This window comes from Aestuariivirga litoralis (genome assembly GCF_003234965.1).
GTDB classification, from domain to species: domain Bacteria; phylum Pseudomonadota; class Alphaproteobacteria; order Rhizobiales; family Aestuariivirgaceae; genus Aestuariivirga; species Aestuariivirga litoralis.
In genome coordinates, this window is the sequence record NZ_QKVK01000010.1 from 1 (window position 1) to 19,391 (window position 19,391).

The window sequence follows — 19,391 nt, forward strand, 5'->3', positions numbered from 1 at the left end:
TCTTGCCGTGGTCAACGTGGCCAATCGTGCCAATGTTGCAATGCGGCTTGTCGCGGTTGAATTTCTCTTTGGCCATCGTCGTCTACCCTGTTGGCCGCATCTCGCGGCATTCACGATTCAAACTTTGGAGCGGGTGAAGGGAATCGAACCCTCGTATTCAGCTTGGAAGGCTGCTGCTCTACCATTGAGCTACACCCGCCCGGGAAACCCGAAAGACTTGTGTCCGAACTCCATCGACCCAGTTGTGGCGTCAGGCCCCAAGCAGTGGTGGGGGAGGTAGGACTCGAACCTACGAAGGCGAAGCCAGCGGATTTACAGTCCGCCCCCTTTGCCGCTCGGGACACTCCCCCGGTTAACCCTCGGAAAGGGCAAACACTGCTTAGGCCAAACGCCATTCAGCCCGGGGGTCGCCCGGGCCGTTTGGTGGGCGCGTTATGCAAGGATCGATTTGCCAAGTCAAGGGAATGATTGAAGCTTGTTCGACCGCCACCCACCGCCCGAACAGGGCTTCCGGCCGGGGCCGGCCCCAAGCTCCAGCGAAGCTTGCAAAAGAGATCGCAATATCTTGCAAATGAAGGAAAAACCGCCGCTCAGAACTTTTCTGCACAGGCCATTGACCTGAGCGGGCGATCGCGCTTCCCTGCGGGCATGGACCTGATTACCACCACCGAATCGCTCTACCGCCTCTGCGACAGCCTGGCCAGCGAGACCTTCATCACCGTCGATACCGAATTCATGCGGGAGTCGACCTACTGGCCGGACCTCTGCCTCATCCAGGTGGCCGGCGAGACCGTCCACGGCCTGATCGACCCCCTCGCCCCGGGAATCGACCTTAAGCCATTCTTTGCCCTGATGGACAATCCCAGGGTCCTCAAGGTCTTCCACGCCGCCCGGCAGGACATCGAGATCATGGTCCACCGCGCCGGCATCGTGCCCCACCCGGTGTTCGATACCCAGATCGCCGCCATGGTCTGCGGCTTCGGCGACCAGGTGGGCTACGAAGCCATCGTGAGGAAGCTGGCCAAGGCCCAGATCGACAAGTCCTCGCGTTTCACCGACTGGTCGCGCCGGCCCCTCTCCGAAAAGCAGCTGGCCTATGCGCTGGCCGACGTCACGCACCTGCGCGTCGTCTACGAGGCGTTGAAGAAGGAGCTGGACCGCACGGGCCGCGAGCACTGGCTGAGGGAGGAGATGGACATCCTCACCAACCCCGCCACCTACCGCACGGAGCCGGAGGATGCCTGGAAGCGCATCAAGGTGCGGCTGCGCTCCAAGAAGCAGCTGGCCGTGCTGATGGCGACCGCCGCCTGGCGCGAGCGCGAGGCGCGGGAGAAGAACGTGCCGCGCTCGCGGGTGCTGAAGGACGATGCCCTCGCCGAGGTCGCCACCCAGTGCCCGCAGACGCGCGAGGCGCTGAACCAGCTCCGGGCTCTCCCCAAGGGGATGGCCAGCTCGCGCATCGGCGACGCGATCCAGAAGGCGGTGGCCGAGGGCCTCGCCATCGACCCCAAGTCGCTGCCCCAGCCGGCCGATGGCCGCGACGAGATGAGCGATGCCGCCCAGGCGGCGGCGGAAGTGCTGAAGCTCGCCCTCAAGGTGGTTTGCGAGAAGGAAGGCATTGCGCCCAAGCTCGTGGCCTCCAGCTCCGACATCGATGCGGTGGCCGAGAGCGACACGGCCGACGTGCACCTGATGCACGGCTGGCGGCGCGAGCTGTTCGGCGAGCTGGCGCTGGCCATCAAGCGCGGCGAGGCGGTGATCGGCTTCGAAGGCGGCAAGGTGCGCGTGCTGCCGGCGGCGCGCGACGTGAAGGCGGCGGCGGAATGATGGACATGCCGTCATCCCGGCGAAAGCCGGGACCCCGCTTACTCTCGAGCTCTTGCTGAGACAAAGCTGGGCCCCGGCTTTCGCCGGGGTGACGGATAAGGGGATACGCGCCCTTCCCCGTTAGAACGACCCGAACAGCCCGCCCAGCACGATCACCACGATGAGCGCCAGGATGGCGCCGAGGATGCCGACCATGACGATGTCGCGGTAGGCCTCCTTGTGGTTGGAGCCGCAGACGGCGAGCAAGGTCACCACCGCGCCATTGTGCGGCAGGCTGTCGAGCGTTCCGGAGCTGATGACGGCCACACGGTGCAGCAATGCCGGATCCATGCCGATCGCCGCGGCGCGCTCCATGAAGGTGCCGCCCAGCGCATCGAGCGCGATGGTGAGGCCGCCCGAGGCCGAGCCCGTGAGTGCGGCGAGCACGTTGACGGCGACCGAGAGCGAGACCAGCGGGCCGCCGCCGATGCCCAGCACCCAGTCGCTGACCTCCTTGAAAGCCGGCATGGCCGCCACGACCGCGCCGAAGCCGACGAGGCTCGCCACCGACATGATGGGCAGCACCGAGGCATTGGCCCCGGCATCGACCGTGCTCTTGAGGGCGGGAAGGCGGCGGACATTGATGACCAGCGCGGTGACGATGGCCGCCGCCAGCGCGGTGATGACCGCCCAGACCCCGCTCAGCGCCGAGAGCGAGGTGGCGCCGAACTGCGGTTCCGCCAGGAATTCGGCGTTGACGCGCGGCAGGATGACGAAGGACATCAGGATGTTGACGAGGATGACCACCACCAGCGGCAGGGCCGAGAGCAGGACCGAGGGCGGCTTCAGGGCCATCTCGCCGCTGGCGATCTCGGCGGGGTCGAACTCGCGCGCGGCGGTGGCGCGCTCGCGCAGCTTTTCATCCGAGGCGAGGTCTCGCGCCGAGGCGGGACGGCCGTCGCCGAAGCCCTCGCCGCGCGCCGCCGCGAGCGCCTGTTCGCGGTTGAGCCACCACAGGCCGAAGCCCAGCATGACGAGCGAGGCAATGATGCCGAGGCCGGGTGCTGCAAACGGCGTGGTGCCGAAGAACGGCATGGGAATGGCGTTCTGGATCGAGGGCGTGCCGGGTAGTGCCGACATGGTGAAGGTGGAGGTGCCGAGCACGATGGCCGCCGGCATGAGGCGGCGCGGGATCGAAGCCGAGCGGAACAGCTCCTGCGCCATGGGGGCGAGCACGAAGAAGGCGACGAAGAGGCTGACACCGCCATAGGTGACGAGTGCGCCCGCCAGCACGACCGCGAGGATGGCGCGGCCGGTGCCGAGCTTCTCCACCATCCACCTGGCGATGACGGACACGGAACCCGAATCCTCCATCAGCTTGCCGAACAGGGCGCCGAGCAGGAAGAGCGGGAAGAACTGGGCGATGAAGCCCGCCCCGCTGGTCATGAACACCTGCGTCCAGTGCGCCAGCAGCGGCTGACCGGAGAACAGTGCCGTGACGATGGCCGCGAGGGGTGCGAGCAGCAGGATGCTCCAGCCGCGGAAGGCCAGCGCGATGAGCAGTGCGAGGCCTGCGAGAATGCCGATGAGACCCATGGCTCAATGCTCCTGCAGAAGAACGTCGATGTCGGCGGTGCTGCGGTGGCCGACGTCATTGCCATGCTCGGCGATGAACTGGTCGGCCGCACGCCGGCCTTCGGCGTGCAGCATCTCGATGAAATCCCACTCGGCATTGAGCTTGGAGGAGGCGCCGAGCTCGGCCAGCTTCTCCGTCATGATGCGATGGGTGCGCATCGAGGCCCAGCGGGCCCCCTCGCCCGTGCCGGGATCCGCCACCTGGCGCAGCAGCGCGATCATGTAGACCTCCTTCATCAAGGGCGAGTTGAAGGAGATCTCGTTGAGCCGGTTGAGGATCTCGGCCGCCGTCTTCGGCACCTCGGCGCGCTCGCGCGGGTTGATCTGGACGAGGATGGTGTCGGTGGCGTCGCTCTCGCGCACCAGCGGCGTGATGGTGGGGTTGCCGGCATAGCCGCCGTCCCAATAGGCCTCGCCATCGATCTCGACCGCCTGGAACATGGTGGGCAGGCAGGCCGAGGCCAGCAGCACGTCGGCCGTGATCTCGGCATTGCGGAAGATGCGCGCCCGGCCGGTGCGCACATTGGTGGCGGTGACATAGAGCTTGATCGGCGATGTCGCGAGGCCGTCGAAGTCGATCGCCTCCTCGAGGATCGGCTTCAGCGGATTGTAGCCCGCGGGGTTCAGGTCATAGGGCGAGGCGACGCGCGTCAGCAGGTCCATGGCGAGATAGGCCGGCGAATTGTCGAGCGACCAGCGGCCCAGCATCTTGTCCAGCGGGGTTCGCTGGAAGGGGCTGAAGGCAGCAGCAGCCGAAACCCGGCGCCAATAGGCGTCCAGCGCGGCCTTGGCGCCTTCGGCCCCGCCCTTGTTCCAGCCATCGGCCAGCACGGCGGCGTTCATGGCGCCTGCCGAGGTGCCGGAAATCGCCTCGATGACGAAGCGCTTCTCCTCCAGCATGCGGTCGATGACGCCCCATGTGAAAGCCCCGTGCGAGCCGCCGCCCTGCAGGGCAAGATCGATCAGGATGGGTTTTTCCGAGGCTTTGCCGGGCTTTGCCATGAATGGGCCTTCCAGTGACGTGACATTGCAGTGCAATATTTTTGCTGCACTGCGGGAGCCCTAACACAAGCGGGCGCCCAAGTCATGTGCCGGGTTGTGGTATGGCTGCGCCGCGCGCAACGCTGGGGCGCAGGGTCCCGCAGGCAGCCGCGCTTGACCGCAGAAACCGCCCCCATATAGTCGCCGCACTGTCTGGGGGCAGACGCGCGATGGGTCTTCTGAACGGCCAGATCTGCATGGTGACCGGGGCGGGCCAGGGTCTGGGCCGCGCCATTGCCCTTGAGATGAGCCGCGAGGGCGCGTTCGCTGCCCTGATCGACCGCAACCCCGAGACCCTGGCCGCGGTCGCGGAAGACATCGCCCGCAGCGGTGGGCAGTGCAGCCAGCACAGCTTCGACGTCACAGACTACGACGCCTATGCCCGCGCCGTGGCCGACATCGAGGCGCGCCATGGCCGCATCGACACGCTGGTCAACAATGCCGGCATCAACCCGGCAACGAAGAGCATCCTCGACGACAGGCTGGAGGACTGGCGGCGCACCATCGCCATCAACCTCGAGGCCGTCTACATGGGCTCGAAGCTGGTGGCCCCCGTCATGGTGCGGCAGAAGCGCGGCCGCATCATCCACATTTCCTCGATCCAGGGCTTCGCCTCGAGCGGGCTCTGCGGCTCCTACAATGCCGCCAAGGGTGCGCTCATCGCCTATACCAAGTCGATGGCGGTGGAACTGGCGCCCTTCAACATCCTGGTCAATGCGGTGGCGCCCGGTTTCATGGTGACGCCGATGTCGGTGGTGAACGGCGTCGACGAGACGACGACGCCGGAATTCGTGGAGTGGTACGTCGACAAGCGCAAGATTCCGCTCGGCCGCAGCGGCCAGCCGGAGGACGTGTCCGGCACGGTGGTGTTCCTCGCCTCGGACTATTGCCGCTACATGACGGGGCAGCTGCTCGTCGTCGACGGCGGCCTGATGAGCACGTTCTAGACAGCAAGAATAGCCAACTGGGAAACGACAGGAAGGAAACGACATGGACAAGCGATCACTGCCGATGTTCACCCGCCGCAGCCTGATGCTCACCTCGGCCATGCTGGCGGGCGGCGCGGCGATGGGCGGCCTGGCGAAAGGTGCCGCCGCCCAGGCCAAGGACATGGACATGTGGTACTGGGGCGAACAGGAGCTTCCGGGCCTGCAGAAATACGTCAACGACTCGGTGGCGAAGTACAAGGCCGCGACCGTGAAGCCCATGCTGCAGGACACAGCCGTGGTGATCTCGCAGTTCCAGACGGCCGCCGCCGCCGGCAATGCGCCCGACGTGCAATATCTGTGGAACGGCATCTACCACATGGAAAGCGTGTGGCTGGGCTACCTGCGCGGCCTCAACAGCCTGGTCAAGCCGGACGTGCTGGCGGCCTCGAACCCCACGCTGCTCAGCCATTTCGGCGGCGACGTCTACCGTACCGGCTGGTACCCGCTGCCGATGTTCTGGTGTTACAACAAGACGCTGTTCGAGAAGGCAGGCCTCGACCCCGAGGCGCCGCCCAAGACCTGGGACGAGCTGCTGGTTGCCTGCGACAAGCTGAAGAGCTCCGGCGTGGAGGCGCTGGGCGGCGGCATCCAGGACGGCTACTGGAGCGAATGGTACATCACCCATGCCCTGCCCCAGCAGCTGGACAGTTTCGGCGAGGCGGTGGAACTCTTCATCGGCGACCGCGACTTCCGCGAGCCCAAGTACCACGAGCACTGGGTGAAGCTCGAGGAGCTGAAGACCAAGGGCTTCCTCAACAAGGACATGTCGTCGCTCGAACTCTATCCCGGCATCGACCTCGTGGTGGCGGGAAAGCTCGGCATCGGCCAGTCGATCGGCACGCGCATGCCGGCCGACAGCAAGGCGACGGGCGGCAAGATCGGCTACATGACCATGCCGGTCTTCGGCAAGGGCAAGCTGGCGGCAACCCCGGTGGTCGACGTGCAGGGCCTCGGCATCTCGAAGGATGCCGAAGACCCGGCAGCGGCGGCCGCCTTCCTCGAATTCCTGCAGTCGCCCGACCAGTTGAAGGCCTTCTGGGAGGCGACCAGCTGGCTTCCCTCCAACACCACCTTCGATGCCAGCGTCATCCAGGACCCCTCGGTGCGCGGGCTGTGGGAGAACTGGGGGCTCAAACCCAACATCTCCAACGTCACCAACCTGGTGCCGGGACAATTCTATGAGCGCGCCGCCATTCCCACCGGCCAGCAGATCGTGGCCGGCGCGATGACCGGCGAACAGGCGGGCGAACTGGCCGCCAACACGGCGAAGGAGTGGAAGGAGTTCAACCCCGACATGGTGGAGAATTACCGCAAGTGGGTGAAGGACCTTTCCTCCCCCACCTGATGCGACGTGCCGGAGCCGCCGCATGGCCGGCGGCTCCTCCCCTTCCCCTGTTTGCGCGGCCTCATGACGCCTTCGTCCCGGCTCACACCCTATCTCTATGTCCTGCCGCTGGTGGCGCTGCTGGGCTTCGTCTTCGGCTATCCGCTGCTGAAGATCTTCGAGTTCAGCTTCAAGATGGTGCGCGGCATCGACGGGCCGTGGATCGGGTTTCGCAACTACCAGCTCATTCTCGGCCAGTCACTGTTCTGGGACTCCGTGCTGCACAACCTGCAGCTCCTGCTCGCCATTCCGGTGATGGTGGCAATCTCGCTCATCGTCTCGGTGCTGCTGGCGGAGCGGGTGGCGGGCTGGAAGCTCTACCGCATCATCGTCTTCGTGCCCTTCGTGCTGGCCATTCCCATCGTCGCGGTGGTGATGAAGCGGATGTTCCAGTTCTCCGGCCCGGTGAACGAGATGCTGCGCTGGCTCAGCCTCGACTTCATGGCGCTGGACTGGATCGGCTCTTCCGACGTGGCGCTGTGGACGGTGATGATCCTCATCATCTGGCGCGAATCCGCCCTCGGCATCATCCTGTTCCTCGCCCGCCTGCTGAGCCTCGATGAATCGGTGACCGAGGCCGCCAAGATCGACGGCGCAGGCTGGTGGCACAGGCTGTGGCACATCATCATCCCCGAGATGCGCGGCGTCATCGAGTTCTACGTGGTGGTGAGCGTCATCACCATGCTGGCCGCCGTCTTCTCCTACATCTACATCATGGGCGGCGGGCGCGGCGGCCCCGGCACCTCGACCGAGGTGGTCGAACTCTACATCTTCAACGCGCTGATCCGCTCGAGCCTGCCGGGCATCGCGGCGGCGGCCTCGGTGATGCTGTTCCTGGTCACCGGGGTGCTGATCTTCCTGCTGTTCAAGGTGCGCCAGCGGGCGGAGACGTCACCATGAACGCGCGCGCCCTGCAGCCCGGCAACATGGTGAAGCAGGCGGTGCTGATCATCGCCTCGTTCCTCGCCCTGGTGCCGACGATCTACATGATCGTCACGGCGCTGAAGTCGGATGAGGAATATGCCGTCGACAAGCTGGGCTTTCCCGCAGCACCGGTGCTGGAGAACTTCCGCTCGGTGCTGGTCGACAGCCCCTTCCTGCACTGGATGCTGAACAGCGCGGTGCTGGTGGCGGGATCGGTCATCCTGTCCACCGCCGTCTCGGTGCTGGGCGCCTACGCCATCGCCACCATGGCCTTCCGCGGGCGCGACACGCTGCTCGGCATCTCGACCTCGCTCATGGCGGTGCCGCCGGTCGTCATGATCGTGCCGCTCTTCGTGCTCTACACGCGGCTCGGCATGGTCAGCACCTATTCCGGCGCCATCATCATCTATGCCGGGCTGATCACGCCCTTCTCGGTCTACCTCCTCACCACCTTCTTCCGCACCGTGCCGCGCGAACTCTACGAGGCGGCCCATATCGACGGGGCGGGACAGTTCACCATCCTGATGAAGGTGGTGCTGCCGCTCTCCATGCCGGCGCTGGTGACGCTGGTGGTGGTCAACTCGCTCTATGTGTGGAACGACCTGCTGATCGCCATCATCTTCCTGCAGGATGATGCCAAGCGCACGCTGATGGCGGGGATCAGCGTGTTCTCGGGGCGCTACAACAACCAGGTGCCGCTGACCATGGCGGGCATGGTGATCGCCAGCGCGCCGATGTTCATCCTCTATGTGATGTTCCAGAAGCAGTTCATCCGCGGCCTCATGTCGGGCGCCATCAAGTGAGCCTCGTGACGCTCGAAAGCCCGTCGCTGGCGGTGACGGTGAACCCCGCCATCGGCGGCACCATCACCGCCGTGCGCCACAGGCCGACGGGCCTGTCGGTTCTGGGCCAGGTGCCGTGGGAGACGAGCGATGCACCCTTCCCCGGCATTGCCGCGCGCGATGAACCCGAATGGCTGACGCGCTACACGGGCGGCTGGCCCCTGCTCTTTCCCAATGCGGGCGATGCCTGCACGGTGGACGGCGTGTTCCACGGCTTCCACGGCGAGGCCTCGGTTGCGCCGTGGGCGGCCGAGGAGGCCGATGGCGCGCTGGTTCTCACCCGCCGCTTCGCGACACTCCCCGCCACCATGCGCCGGACGGTGCGGGTGGAGGGCGGGACGCTGACCATCGCGGAGACTCTCAGCCATGATGGCGAGAGGTCCGTCGATGTGATGTGGGGCCACCACCCGACATTCGGCAGCGACCTGCTGGCCGCGCCCGTCGAGATCACCTGTGGCGCGACGCGGGTGGCCTGCGAGGCGCACTATGATCCGCCCGGCAACCCCATCGCGCGTGGCGCAGGCGGAACATGGCCCGTGCTGCCGGCGAAGGCGGGTGGCCGCATCGACCTCGCCCATCCGCGAGAGCCCTGGGCCTCCGTCGTCTATCTCGGGGATTTCACCTCACACTGGGCCGCCATCCGCCGGATGGATGATGCCATCGCCGTGCTGCTGACCTGGGACGGCACGCGCTTTCCCTTCGCCTGGCTGTGGTACGAACTCGCCGCGACGCCGGATGCGCCGTGGGACGGCCGCACCCGCCTCATCGGCATCGAGCCCAATGGCACGCCCTGCGCGCTGGGCCTTGGCGAAGCCAGAAGGTGCCGCGCGCCGCTGCTGCGGCTGGAGCCCGGCGCCCGCCTTTCGGCAAGCATCGCACTGCATGTCTTCACACCTGCCGGGCCGGTCAACGGTCCCGGAGATTTTCCCAGCCAGCAAGGAACCACGCCATCATGAGCATCGACGCCGTCGACTTCTTCTATCTCTCCATGCCCAAGGTGGAGGACATCGGCGATGGCAGCCAGGATGCGCTCGTGGTGCGCGTCAGTGCCGACGGGGTCGAGGGCTGGGGCGAATGCGAGGCCTCGCCGCTGGTCTCCATCGCCGCCTTCGTGACGCCGATGTCGCATGGCGCCTGCAAGCCGGTGCGCGACGTGGTGCTGGGCAAGCCCATCGAAAGTGCGGCGGACATCGCGGCGATCCATGCCGCCGTGGAGATGGAGTGCATGGACCTGCTGCAGGCCGCCCACACCTTTTCCGGCATCGAGATGGCCCTGTGGGACGTGCTGGGCCGCAAGCGCAATGCGCCGGTCTATGAACTCCTCGGCTACGACAAGGCCCATCCCAAGCTGCCCTATGCCTCGCAGCTTTTCGGCGACACGCCGGCGGAGACGCTGGCCGGCTGCCGGCGGGCGCGCGAGGCGGGCTACCGCGCGGTGAAATGCGGCTGGGGGCCGTTCGGCCGCGGCACGCTGGCGGAGGACCGCGACCACCTCCAGGCGGCGCGCGAGGGGATCGGCCCCGAGGGCACGCTGCTGATCGATGCGGGCCAGATCTTCCGCGAGGACGTGGAGGCCGCGGCGCTTCGCATCCCGCTGCTCGAGGAGGTGAACACCGTGTGGTTCGAGGAGCCCTTCCTCGGCGGCGCCTATGGCGCCTATGCCGGGCTGGCGGCGAAGAGCGGCAAGGTGAAGCTCGCCGGTGGCGAGGCGTCGCACAACTTCCACATGGCGCAGCAGCTGATCGACTATGGCAAGGTCGGCTTCATCCAGATCGACTGCGGGCGGATCGGCGGCATCGGGCCTGCCAAGCGCGCGGCGGATTATGCGGCGGCGCGGGGCGTCACCTATGTCAACCACACTTTCACCTCGCACCTGGCGCTCTGTGCCTCGCTGCAGCCCTATGCGGGGCTCGAGAGCCACCGCATCTGCGAATATCCCTTTGCGCCCAAGTCGGTGGCCTGGGACATGAGCGAGACGCACCTGACCCCCGACGGTGACGGCCTGGTGCACCTGCCGGCAGCCCCGGGCCTCGGCATCACCATGAATCCCGCCGGCATGCGCAAATACATGGTCGACATCGAAATCAGCGCCCATGGCAAGGCGCTCTACCGCAGCCCGAAGCTCTAGGAGACCGGCATGACGCTCACCCCCCGCATCGTGGCCCAGACGCGTGACCGGCTGGGCGAAAGCCCGCTGTGGCACCAGGCCGAACAGGCGATCTACTGGACGGACCTCTATGGCCCGATACTGCACCGCTTAGGCCGCGACGGCCGGATCGAGAGCTGGACCATTCCGGGCACCAGCTTCATCGGCTCCTTCGTCTTCGCCAGTGGCGGGCGGGTGATGCTGGCAATCGACACCGGCCTCGCGCTGTTCGAACCGGGTTCGGGGCGCATCACGCCCTTTGCCGACCCCAACGCGGCGCGCGAGGGCGTGATCTACAATGACAGCAAGATCGACCGGCAGGGGCGGTTGTGGGTGGGAACGCTCGACCTCGCCGAGGCGGAGCCGCGCGGCATGCTCTACTGCGTCGACGCCGAGGGCAATGCCAGGCTGGGCGATGGCGGCTTCACCGTGTGCAACGGACCGGCCTTCTCGCCCGATGGCGGTGTTCTCTATTTCAGCGATTCCGTGGGGCGGCGCCTGCTTGCCTATGATCTCGCCCCCGGCACGCCGGTCCTGCGCAACCGCCGGGTCTTCGCGGCGCTGGGGCCCGATGACGGCATTCCCGATGGCCTCACCGTCGATGCCGAAGGCGGGTTGTGGTGCGCCCATTACGGCGCCGGGCGGCTGACGCGCTTTGCACCCGACGGCACGGTGCTGATGGTGATCGACCTGCCCTGCCCGATCGTCACCTCGATGGGCTTCGGCGGGCCGGACATGACAACGCTTTACGTGACAACCGGCTGGAGCCCCGGCGTCACGCGGGCGGAGGACGAGACCGGGCCGGGCGGCGCGCTGCTGGCCTTCGACACCGGCATCCGTGGCCTGCCGGAACCCGTCTTCGCGGTGGGCTGAGCGCTAGCGGCCCACCACCAGCTTGCCGGTGCGGCCGATTTCGGCGGCAAGCCCCGCGAGGCGCTTTTCCACCCGTTCGCCGGCAAGGTCCGCGAGCTTCTTCGGCAGGCGCAGGATGAGCGTCTTGTTGTCGCCGAGCTTGAGCGAGATGTTGGGCAGCATGCCGGGCATGGCGGCGGAGAGGATGTAGGCGAGCCGGAAGATCGAGGCGAGCAGATGGGCGCGCTGGTGCACCTCGTCGTCGAGCAGGCGGTTGAGGCCGTCGCCATCCTCGCCCTCGCCGTCATAGCGGTAGAACACCGTGAGCGCGAGGAAGACGCGGCCGGGATGGTCGACCCCGACGAAGGCCGCCTGCGAAATCATCGAGAGGGAGCGCTCGGCCCGATAGTCCGGGTGCGCCCGCCAGCCGATGTCGGCGAGCAGGCAGGCGGCATAGCGCAGCCGGCGCTGCTCGTCCGTCTCCGGAAGCTTGCCGGGACCGAAGAGCTGGTCGGTCCAGTCGCAGAGCTCGAGCTCGTGCTCGGGCGAGCGGGCATAGCGCCGGGCGAAATCCCAGCACGAGGAGAGCAGCGCATCGCTGTTGCGCTTCCTGCCCGGCAGCTTCGAGAACAGCATGCCCTCACGCACGCCATAGACCGAGATCTCGACCGCCGAGGGCTGGCAATGCGCCAGCAGGCGCTCGAGCACCAGGGCGCCGAAGGGCATGGTGTCGGACCGGCTCTTCGAGACTTCGCGGATCTCCCTGAGCGAGGTGGGCGAGAGATGCGCCACGAGGCCGGACAGGGACATGGCCTGCGGCTTGGTGAGCCGGTAGCAATGCAGGACGTGCAGCGGGTAATGGCTCTGCGCCATGTGGAGCTTCGCCAGGTTTCGCCAGGTGCCGCCCACCGCATAGAAGGTGCGGCCCTTGAGGAGCTTGAGGATCTCCGTCCTGGCGAAGGTCTCGTCGATGATCTCGCGCGCCTTGTCGATCGAGCCGCCGGAGAGGTCCATGAGGCGCAGGGGGCCGAGCGGCAGGGTGATGCCGTCCCTGAGCTTGCCGTCCTTGATGTCGATGAGTTCGAGCGAACCGCCGCCCAGGTCGCCCGCCACGCCATCGGCACCCGGAATGCCGGCGATGACGCCGAGCGCGGCGTAGCGCGCTTCCTCCTTGCCGGTGAGCACCTTGATGTCGCAGCCCAGCGCCTTTTCCGCCCTGGCGATGAATTGCGGGCCGTTCGACGCCTCGCGCGCCGCGGCGGTGGCCACCGCATAGACATGCTTGGCGCCGATCTGGCGGGCGAGTGCGCGAAAACGTTTGAGGGCGGCAATGGCGCGGGTGATCCCCTCTTCCGCCAGCCTGCCCTTGGTGGCGACGCCGCGGCCCAGCCCGCAGAGGATCTTCTCGTTGAAGATGGGAGACGGCGAGCGGCGCAGCCCGTCATAGACCACGAGGCGGACCGAGTTCGAGCCGATGTCGACGACCGCCACCGGCCGGTACTTCGGCGGCTCGGTGCGGAACCCCTTGTGCCAGTTGTCCCAGTTCACGGCTTCGCCCTGGTCTTCTTTTTCTTGGCGCGTTCGATGATTTCCGGCGGCAGGGCCTGGCTGCGGCCACGGCCGGAGAGCGAGGGGTTCTTCATGAAGTAGTCATGGGCGTTGAACGGCTCCTCGTCCGGCCCCGGCGCGATGCGCCGCGAGGTGCCGTCGGCGAGGAGCTCCCAGCTCTGCTGGTTGTCCATCATGTTGGCCATCATGATCTGGTCGAGGATCTGGTCGTGCACCGTCGGGTTCTCGATGGGGATCAGCGTCTCGACGCGGCGGTGGAGGTTGCGCTGCATCCAGTCGGCCGACGAGATGTAGACCTTGGCACGCTTGTTGGGCAGCGCATGGCCGCCGCCGAAGCAGACGATGCGCGAATGCTCGAGGAAGCGGCCGATGATGCTCTTGACGCGGATGTTCTCGGAGAGGCCCGGAACCCCGGGCCTCAGGCAGCAGATGCCGCGCACCACAAGGTCGATCTGCACCCCGGCGTCGCTCGCCCGGTAGAGCGCATCGATGATGCCGGGATCGACCACCGAATTGAGCTTGGCCCAGATCTGCGCCGGACGGCCGGCCCTGGCATGCTCGATCTCCTCGTCGATGTGATCGAGCAGCCGCTTCTTGAGATTGAGGGGCGAGATCGCGATCTTCTCGAGGTCCTCCGGCTGGGCATAGCCGGAGATGAAGTTGAACAGCCGCGCGGCATCGCGCGCCAGCGCCGGATCGCAGGTGAAGAAGGAAAGGTCGGTATAGACCTTGGCGGTGATCGGGTGATAGTTGCCGGTGCCGAAATGCACGTAGGTGCGCATGGCGCCGGACTCGCGGCGCACCACCATCGAGACCTTGGCATGGGTCTTGAGCTCGATGAAGCCGAACACCACCTGCACGCCGGCGCGCTCGAGGTCCCTTGCCCACTGGATATTGGCTTCCTCGTCGAAGCGCGCCTTGAGCTCGACCAGCGCCATGACCGACTTGCCGGCCTCCGCCGCCTTGGCCAGCGCCGCGACGATGGGCGAGTCCTTGGAAGTGCGGTAGAGCGTCTGCTTGATGGCCACCACATCCGGGTCATTGGCCGCCTGCAGCACGAACTGCACCACGACATCGAAGGACTCGTAAGGGTGGTGGACGACGATGTCCTTCTGGCGGATCGCCGCGAAGCAATCGCCGCCATGGTCGCGGATGCGCTCCGGGAAGCGCGCCATGAAGGGCTTGAACTTGAGGTCCGGCCGCTCGTCGAGGATGAGGAGCCGCGTGTCGGAATAGCCGACGAGGCCGGCGCATTCGACGATGGCGTCACGGTGCACGTCGAGTTCCTCGGCGATGAACTCGCGCAGCGAGGGCGGCGTGGTGGCCGCAACCTCCATGCGGATCACCGAGCCGCGGCGGCGGCGCTTCAGCGCGCTTTCGAACACGCGCACGAGGTCTTCCGCCTCTTCCTCGATTTCGATGTCGCTGTCGCGGATCAGCCGCATCACGCCCTTGCCCGTCACCTCGTAGCCGGGGAACAGGCGCGGGATGAACAGGCTCAGCATGTTCTCCAGCGAAATGAAGCGCACCGCCTGCTGGCCGTCCAGCGCCGGAAGCCTGACGAAACGGTCCAGCTGCTGCGGGATGGGGATCAGCGCGTTCATCTGCCCGCCGTCCTTCCGCCGCTTCAGCTCGAGGCAGATGATGAAGCCGCGGTTGGGGATGAAGGGGAAGGGATGCGCGGGATCGATGGCGATGGGGGTGACGACCGGCAGGATCTGCTCGAGGAAGCGCTGGTCGAGCCAGGACTTCTCATGCGCCATGAGGTCGGAGCCGTCGGTGATGACGATGCCGTTCTGGGCGAGCTCCTGGGTGAGGTGGTGCCAGCGCCGGTCCTGCTCGGCCATCAGCTCCTGGGCGAGTGCGCGCACCCGGTCGAGCTGTTCCTGGGCAGTGAGGCCGTCATCGCTGTGCTGGGTGAGCTTTTCGCGCACCTGGCCGACGAGGCCAGCGACGCGCACCATGAAGAACTCGTCGAGGTTGTTGCCGGAAATCGACAGGAAGCGCAGGCGTTCGAGCAGCGGGTGCGCGGTGTTCCGCGCCTCTTCCAGCACCCGCATGTTGAAGCCCAGCCACGAAATCTCGCGGTTGATGAAGCGTTGCGGGGCCTCGGCCGTGATGGTCTCGGCGATGGGCAGATGCTCGTTCATGGCCGCCTTTCGGAAAATGGAGCCGGGACGGCACTATAACAGGGTTGTGACGGTTCGGTGAACCTCCGGTTTGCACAAGGTTAGCGCCGGAGGTGAGGGCGAGTGGTACAGCCTGCCGATGCCTCCGGTTGCTTGTCCGCGGTCCGCGGCGAGCCTATCACCGGAGCCAGGGAACGGGACACACACGCATGGATGGAACCACTCTGCTGGAACACCTCGAGTGGGCCGAACGCTATGTCACCGAGGGCCTCATCCACATCCGCCGCCAGACATTGCTGATCGAGGCGCTCGAACGTGCCGGTAGGGACAGTTCGCAGGCGCGGCGCATCCTCGACGTGCTGGAAAAGGCGCAGCTTGACCATGTGGCGGCGCGCGACCGGCTGGCCGAGGAGATGCGCAACACGCCAGCACCCCAGCCCGACGGGCCGGAACTCGGCACCTGAGCCTCAGCCGTCCTCGGGGAACAGGCCAGGCTCCGTCATCTGCTGCAGCACGCGGGCGGCGAGGCCGCGGGTCACGGCTGCCTTCTCCGCCAGGGCCAGCGCATCGAGACCGGCGACCAGGGCGCGGGCGGCGTCGAGCGAGCGCGGCATGCGCAGCATGAGGTAGGAGATCACCGGCTCCTCGACGGCGAGCTGCCGGTCGGCGAAGAGTTTCACCAGCACGCCGCGCAGCAGCGCGTCATCCGGCGGATCGAGCCGCGCCACGGCGAGTGCCTTGAGGCGCGAGGCGAGGTCCGGCAGCGCCACCTTCCACTGCGCCGGATCGGCCTCGGAGGCGATCAGCACATGCCCGCCGGTCTGCCGGGCGAGATTCAAGAGGTGGAACAGCGCGCGCTCGTCCAGCCTGTCGCCCGGGGCATTGTCGATGGCGAGGGCACCGGCCGCGAGCAGCCGGTCGGGCGGCTCGTCGCCAAGGGCCGCGGCCGCGACGAGCCTTGCACCCGACGCCTGCCGCCACACCTCCAGCAGGTGCGACTTGCCGGACCCGCCCTCGCCCACCAGAACCACGCCATAATGCGGCCAGTCGGGATAGCGGTCGATCATTTCCACGGCCGCGGCATTGGAGGGCGTGACCAGGAAGTCGTCCCGCCCCAGTGCGGCGCGGAACGGAAGATCGAGCACCAGCTGGCGGCTCATGCCGGGCGGTTCTCCACCGGATCGGACGGTGATGGAAGGGGCTGCGCCGCCGTGCCGAGGTAAAGCCGGCTCCCCAGATACTGGCGCAGCGCGAAACGAACGAGGACGCCCGCCGCCGCGGCCATGGGCACCGCCAGCAGCAGGCCCACGAAGCCGAAGGCATAGCCGAAGGCGAAGAGCGCGAACATCAGCCACACCGGATGCAGTCCGATGCTCTTGCCGACGAGCTTCGGCGACAGGAAATTGCCCTCGAGGAACTGGCCCACCGCGAAGATCGCGACCACGATGCCGATCGACCAGTAGTCCGGCCAGAACTGCACCAGCGCCACGCCGATGGCCAGCACGCCGCCGGTCATCGCCCCGGCATAGGGAATGAAGGTGAGCGCACCCGCGAGAAGCCCGATGGCGAGGCCGAACTTGAGCCCCGCGAAGGTGAGGCCCGCCGCATAGAAGATGCCGAGCACGAGGCAGACGGTGCCCTGGCCGCGGATGAAGCCGGCCATGGCGGCATTCACGTCGCGCCCCAGTTCGCGCACGGTGCCGACGTAGTCACGCGGCACCCAGCTGTCGATGGTGGCGATCATGCGGTCCCAGTCGACCAGCATGTAGAAGGCGACGATGGGTGTCACCACCAGCAGCGACACGAGGTTGACCAGCGCGAGGCCGCCCGAAAGCAGGGTCTTCAGCACGCTCAGGATCCAGTCTGCGGCCTTGCCGGCGAATTGCGTGACCGAGGCCTGGATGTCGGTGCCGCTGTTGTTGACCGCTTCCTTCATCCATGCCGGCGCCCACGCATTGAGCCTTGCGGCGAGCGACTGGATGATGGCGGGAAGCTCGCCCGCGAAGCGGCCCACCTGGTCGACCAGCATGGGCACGAAGACGACGAGCGCCGCCACCAGGAGGATCAGCGCCACCACGACGATCACCATCGCCCCGGTGAGGCGCGAGAGGCCCCATTTCTGCAGGTGGTCGGCGATCGGATCGAGGAAATAGGCCAGCACGAAGCCGGCGAGGAAGGGCAGCAGGATGGGGCTGAGCAGCCACAGCGCAAGCACCAGCACCGCGAAGCATGCGGCCCAGATCAGCACCTGTCTTTGCAGCGTCACGGCTGGTTCTTCCCCTCGGGATGCTCCGCCATGTGGCGCAGCCAGGATGCGAGATAGGCAGCACCGGACAGCGCCGTCAACAGGGCAACGGGAATGCTGCCGTAGTCCACCAGGCTTTCCAGCGGTTTTCCGAGCGCCGCGACCCCCAGCACCGCCACGGCGAACATGATCTGCGCCACGGTGTTGACCTTGCTGACCATCAGCGGGTGGACGTGCACCGGGTGGTCCATCAGCCGCGACAGCAGCACCGCGCCAACGATCAGCGCATCGCGCGACACGACGAGGAGGACGAGCCAGGCCGGGATCAGCTTGAGGAAGCCCAGCGTGACGAAGACCGAGACCAGCAGCGCCTTGTCGGCCAGCGGGTCGAGATAGGCGCCGAGCCGGGTGCGCCAGTCGAAGCGGCGGGCAAGATAGCCGTCGACGCCGTCCGAAATGCCCGCCGCCATGAAGGTGAGGAAGGCCCAGCCATAGGCTTCCGAGATGATCAGCCACACCGTGAGCGGCACCAGCAGCAGCCGGACGACCGAGATGAGGTTGGGGATGTTGTGCATGGCCCTGCCCTACATGGGCTGGATCACCCAGCCGCCTCCGCCCTGCGAGAGGCTGAGACCCACCCGCTGCATGTTGCCCTGCAGCTCTTCCAGGCTGTGGGTGTAGACCAGCCGGATGGTGGCGCCGTTGAAGTCGAGGCTGGAGAGATCGACGCCCGAGACATTGGGGGTATTGAGGATGCGCGAGCGGATGGCGTTCCATTCGCGCGGCGAACTGAACGGCACGGTGACGGCCAGCGACTGGGGCGTATTGTCCCGCGCCGCCTTCTCTTCCGCGACCTTGGCCGCCTGGGCGATATAGGCCTTGTAGAGCACCTTCTGGAACGCCGTGGCGGCGGTGGTCTCGACCGGCGGCGTGGTGCCGTCCTCGGCGGGTTCGGGCGAGTAGACCTTGTTGATGTTCACGTGGCCGAGCTTGGTGTCGCCCTCGATATAGACGTGGAGATCGGTCGTCTCGGTGGGCTGGGCCTGGGCCACCAGGATGCTGGCCGCGTCATAGCGCTTGCGGATGGCATCAAGCTTCACCGTGTCGCCATTGACCGCGTCCTCGGCGGTGAGGGCCTCGGTATCCTCGAGATCGCCCAGCGGAATGATGATCGGGACGACGCCCTGCTCGCCCTTGAGGTCGATCCAGGCCTGCCGCCAGGGATTGTCCTCCCACAGCTTGAGGCCGTCCGGGGCGCGGTAGACGGGGATGACCAGCACCGGGTCCGCCTGCTGGGCGGGGACGTTGATGTTGTAGCCCGCCAGGAACTTCTGCATCTTGGCCGGCAGGAAGCGCACCGTGAAGGTGCCGATGTAGCGGCCCGGCCCGGAGGTTTCCTTCTCGATCGACAGCGAGCGCAGGAAGGGGGCGATGTCCTCCGGCTTCAGCTTCTCCTTCAGCTGCTCGGCAAGCTCCATCGAGCCCAGCCGCTCGACCAGCAGGAAGAAGGCCTTGACCTGCACGTCCATCAGCGCCTGGTTCTTGGCCGAATTGGCATCGGTGGAGGTGACGTCCACCTCCACCCCCTGGACCGCGAAGGGGCTGGTCTCGACGGGGCCGCCCGCCCCGACAGGCAGGACGAGGGCGGCAAGCGCCACCAGACCGGCGAGAGCCGCCGCGACAGCGCGGCCCTGCAACATGCGAATGACGTTCAAATTGCCGGTCCCAACTTTCCACACACCTGTCCGGCGTCCCTTCCGCGCTTTATTCCGTGAGCGCTTCGGGCTAAGGACGCCCCATCGGGCACCTCCACCAGAGATTTGGGGCAA

General features: G+C 66.8%; 17 protein-coding genes and 2 tRNA genes. 9 read left to right on the forward strand and 10 right to left on the reverse strand.

What is annotated here, in order from left to right; genetic code table 11:
• Positions 1-125: 125 nt before the first annotated feature.
• Together DK847_RS17890 and DK847_RS17895 are read right to left on the reverse strand one after the other, a co-directional pair.
• A tRNA-Gly gene (locus DK847_RS17890) sits at positions 126-199 on the reverse strand.
• Between the two features lie 66 nt (positions 200-265).
• Positions 266-350: transfer RNA gene (locus DK847_RS17895), tRNA-Tyr, on the reverse strand.
• 304 nt (positions 351-654) lie between these two features.
• On the opposite strand from DK847_RS17895, the gene rnd reads away from it, so the two are divergent.
• Positions 655-1,827 (forward strand): ribonuclease D, encoded by a 1,173-nt coding sequence (rnd, locus tag DK847_RS17900; RefSeq protein WP_425358700.1) that lies wholly within the window; start codon positions 655-657, stop codon positions 1,825-1,827.
• A 120-nt stretch (positions 1,828-1,947) separates the two neighbouring features.
• Here rnd and DK847_RS17905 read toward each other — a convergent pair whose 3' ends face one another.
• Both DK847_RS17905 and DK847_RS17910 read right to left on the reverse strand, forming a co-directional pair.
• Positions 1,948-3,402, reverse strand: coding sequence for a GntP family permease (locus DK847_RS17905; protein WP_111199916.1), 1,455 nt, complete (start codon positions 3,400-3,402; stop codon positions 1,948-1,950).
• 3 nt (positions 3,403-3,405) lie between these two features.
• The gene (locus DK847_RS17910; protein WP_111199917.1) at positions 3,406-4,443 is read right to left on the reverse strand and encodes a patatin-like phospholipase family protein; all 1,038 of its coding nucleotides are present in this window, start codon (positions 4,441-4,443) and stop codon (positions 3,406-3,408) included.
• Between the two features lie 209 nt (positions 4,444-4,652).
• On the opposite strand from DK847_RS17910, the gene DK847_RS17915 reads away from it, so the two are divergent.
• The 7 genes from DK847_RS17915 (at position 4,653) to DK847_RS17945 (ending at position 11,640) form a co-directional block, all read left to right on the forward strand.
• Entirely contained in the window at positions 4,653-5,429 is a 777-nt protein-coding gene (locus DK847_RS17915; protein WP_161957365.1) for an SDR family NAD(P)-dependent oxidoreductase, read from the forward strand.
• A gap of 43 nt (positions 5,430-5,472) precedes the next feature.
• Positions 5,473-6,816 (forward strand): ABC transporter substrate-binding protein, encoded by a 1,344-nt coding sequence (locus DK847_RS17920; RefSeq protein WP_111199919.1) that lies wholly within the window; start codon positions 5,473-5,475, stop codon positions 6,814-6,816.
• Between the two features lie 63 nt (positions 6,817-6,879).
• Entirely contained in the window at positions 6,880-7,755 is an 876-nt protein-coding gene (locus DK847_RS17925; protein WP_111199920.1) for a carbohydrate ABC transporter permease, read from the forward strand.
• Positions 7,752-8,582, forward strand: coding sequence for a carbohydrate ABC transporter permease (locus tag DK847_RS17930; protein WP_111199921.1), 831 nt, complete (start codon positions 7,752-7,754; stop codon positions 8,580-8,582). Before DK847_RS17925 ends, DK847_RS17930 begins: the two co-directional genes overlap by 4 nt.
• Positions 8,579-9,577: an aldose epimerase family protein gene (locus DK847_RS17935; RefSeq protein ID WP_111199922.1), complete on the forward strand. Its 999-nt coding sequence runs from the start codon at positions 8,579-8,581 to the stop codon at positions 9,575-9,577. Before DK847_RS17930 ends, DK847_RS17935 begins: the two co-directional genes overlap by 4 nt.
• On the forward strand, positions 9,574-10,749 hold the full coding sequence (locus DK847_RS17940; RefSeq protein WP_111199923.1) for a mandelate racemase/muconate lactonizing enzyme family protein: 1,176 nt from the start codon (positions 9,574-9,576) through the stop codon (positions 10,747-10,749). The genes DK847_RS17935 and DK847_RS17940 overlap by 4 nt, the downstream gene beginning before the upstream one ends.
• Before the next feature lie 9 nt (positions 10,750-10,758).
• A complete protein-coding gene (locus DK847_RS17945) occupies positions 10,759-11,640 on the forward strand; it encodes an SMP-30/gluconolactonase/LRE family protein (RefSeq protein WP_111199924.1) in 882 nt (293 codons plus the stop codon).
• Positions 11,641-11,643: 3 nt separating this feature from the next.
• Here the strand turns inward: DK847_RS17945 and ppx are convergent, their stop codons facing one another.
• Positions 11,644-13,167: an exopolyphosphatase gene (ppx, locus tag DK847_RS17950; RefSeq protein ID WP_245414665.1), complete on the reverse strand. Its 1,524-nt coding sequence runs from the start codon at positions 13,165-13,167 to the stop codon at positions 11,644-11,646.
• Positions 13,164-15,338 (reverse strand): RNA degradosome polyphosphate kinase, encoded by a 2,175-nt coding sequence (locus DK847_RS17955; protein WP_111199925.1) that lies wholly within the window; start codon positions 15,336-15,338, stop codon positions 13,164-13,166. The genes ppx and DK847_RS17955 overlap by 4 nt, the downstream gene beginning before the upstream one ends.
• A gap of 188 nt (positions 15,339-15,526) precedes the next feature.
• Here DK847_RS17955 and DK847_RS17960 point away from each other — a divergent pair, with 188 nt between their 5' ends.
• Positions 15,527-15,781, forward strand: coding sequence for a hypothetical protein (locus tag DK847_RS17960; RefSeq protein WP_111199926.1), 255 nt, complete (start codon positions 15,527-15,529; stop codon positions 15,779-15,781).
• Positions 15,782-15,784: 3 nt separating this feature from the next.
• Here the strand turns inward: DK847_RS17960 and DK847_RS17965 are convergent, their stop codons facing one another.
• The 4 genes from DK847_RS17965 to DK847_RS17980 are packed head-to-tail and all read right to left on the reverse strand — an operon-like array spanning position 15,785 to position 19,262.
• The gene (locus DK847_RS17965) at positions 15,785-16,477 is read right to left on the reverse strand and encodes a P-loop NTPase family protein (protein WP_111199927.1); all 693 of its coding nucleotides are present in this window, start codon (positions 16,475-16,477) and stop codon (positions 15,785-15,787) included.
• On the reverse strand, positions 16,474-17,583 hold the full coding sequence (locus tag DK847_RS17970) for an AI-2E family transporter (protein ID WP_245414666.1): 1,110 nt from the start codon (positions 17,581-17,583) through the stop codon (positions 16,474-16,476). Before DK847_RS17970 ends, DK847_RS17965 begins: the two co-directional genes overlap by 4 nt.
• Complete coding sequence (locus DK847_RS17975) at positions 17,580-18,137, reverse strand: CDP-alcohol phosphatidyltransferase family protein (RefSeq protein ID WP_111199928.1); 558 nt, start codon at positions 18,135-18,137, stop codon at positions 17,580-17,582. Before DK847_RS17975 ends, DK847_RS17970 begins: the two co-directional genes overlap by 4 nt.
• A gap of 9 nt (positions 18,138-18,146) precedes the next feature.
• Positions 18,147-19,262: a DUF2066 domain-containing protein gene (locus DK847_RS17980; RefSeq protein ID WP_111199929.1), complete on the reverse strand. Its 1,116-nt coding sequence runs from the start codon at positions 19,260-19,262 to the stop codon at positions 18,147-18,149.
• Positions 19,263-19,391 lie beyond the last annotated feature (129 nt).